General features: G+C 41.9%; 2 protein-coding genes. One reads left to right on the forward strand and one right to left on the reverse strand.

Annotated elements, in window-relative coordinates; genetic code table 11:
- Positions 1-238 precede the first annotated feature (238 nt).
- Positions 239-382, forward strand: a complete 144-nt coding sequence (locus G1O98_RS38090; protein ID WP_114086065.1) for a photosystem II reaction center protein Ycf12 — start codon at positions 239-241, stop codon at positions 380-382.
- A 139-nt stretch (positions 383-521) separates the two neighbouring features.
- On the opposite strand, the gene G1O98_RS38095 is transcribed toward G1O98_RS38090, so the two are convergent.
- Positions 522-1736, reverse strand: a 1215-nt coding sequence (locus G1O98_RS38095) for a DHHA1 domain-containing protein (protein ID WP_243458670.1), incomplete at its 5' end; no start/stop codon positions are given.

Consider the following 1736-nt stretch of genomic DNA (forward strand, 5'->3'; position numbering starts at 1 on the left):
CTAACTCTTCACGGGCTAAACCTTAGCTATCCGCTAACAGCACGGGCTAAACCTTAGCTATCCGCTAACGGAACTGTTTTGCTCAATGCCCAATTCCCATATTTTACGTTTTTATGTCTTTTCTTATAATTTTGTTAAGTAAATTAAATCCAACAGGCCATAGACAGATATGATCGATTGCGGGTTTTGTAATTAAGTTATTGAATTTTTTAAGACAATTGGGAGGAGAAAGGGAAAAATGTTTGACGCTGTATCTGACTTGTTTAACGCTTTTACCAGTATCAATTGGGAAGTTATTTTCCAATTGCTATCCGTGGCGCTAATTGTGATTGCTGGCCCAGTGGTAATCTTTTTGTTGGCATTTCGCAACGGCAACCTATAAGATTTATGAGTGCTGATTAAGAGTTAGGGGTGAGGAGTTAGGAGTGAGAAATTAAATTTTATTCTCAACTCATAACTCATAACTCATAAATCAGCACTCACAGTATCACAGTCAGAAGCAATAAGTTAATAAAGAACTTCTAACTCTTAACTGACAACGCTTGAAGTGCAGCTTGAATAATACTGTCATACTGTGGCTGAGAAATATCAACTTCTTTAGCGTTTTGACGATTAGTACCAAGTAAACCGATTATATGTCCTGGCTGCATGGCCAAGACTTTGCCTTCAGAATTTTTAATTCTTAATTCTGCTTCAATACCGTTTTTATAGAAACCACAAGTATATTGTCGCTGGTTGTACTCAAAGGTGGTGCTTGACTGGATAGGTGAAGAAGCAAAAAATTGTTGAATCTGAATTGGCAGTCTGGCACCGACTAACTCTAGCTCGATAGTGGTGTTACCGTTAAAATAATTTTCTCGCAGTTTGTAAGCTACATCCACTCGCGGCGGTAAGCGGAAGTAGTCGCCCCAACGCCAAGCGATCGCTTTAATTCTGTAATCCTGATTATCAATAGTTTGGGCAATTGTTAGTTTGATGTGACCCTTCCCAACGATTTTTTGCTCAACCACTTGAACATTAGCTGTCCAAAAAACTGGATCGGGGTTGTCCATACCGCAGGGATGTAGAGCATTAAGCTGTTGGTAAAGCTGCTGATTGATTTGATCGAGGTTGACTTCGGTATCAATTTTGAGCAGAGGCTTGAGATGCTGGGGTTCAAGACACTGGTTAGCAAACTCAATCAAACGCGATCGCACCATCTGTAAATTCTCTGCTGGTAGAGAGAATCCCCCGGCGGCTTTGTGTCCGCCATATTTCCCTAGTAAATCGTGGCAATATTCCAAAGCTTCAAACACATGAAACTCTGGAATTGAGCGTGCAGAACCGCGTATATGTTCCCCATCCTCATAAGTACCGATAAATACAGGAACACCGTAGCGTTCTACCAAGCGGGAGGCGACAATGCCAATAACGCCGTGATGCCAATTGGGTTGAACAACAATTAATACACGGTCTTGTTGTAGAGATGTAACAAATTCTGCTTCTACATAAGCGATCGCTTCTTGTTCAATTTGCTGACACATTTCCTGGCGAGAAGCGTTGATTTGTTCGCACTGCATTGCTCTTTCCAGCGCCACCCCCATATCATCTGTAGTCAGCAATTCAATCACAGTCTGGGGATTACCAATTCGACCGATAGCATTAATTCGTGGCCCTAAGCGAAAACCAATATCTTCAGGCTTGAGCGATTTTGGATTAGCAATTTTCTTCTCTGCTCCCCTGCTCCCCTGCTCCCC

The organism is Nostoc sp. UIC 10630, assembly GCF_010747425.1.
GTDB lineage: Bacteria > Cyanobacteriota > Cyanobacteriia > Cyanobacteriales > Nostocaceae > Nostoc.

Bases quoted from the DNA above. Each gene is read 5' to 3' on its own strand.
- G1O98_RS38090 (WP_114086065.1), top strand. From the start codon at position 239: ATGTTTGACGCTGTATCTGACTTGTTTAACGCTTTTACCAGTATCAAT.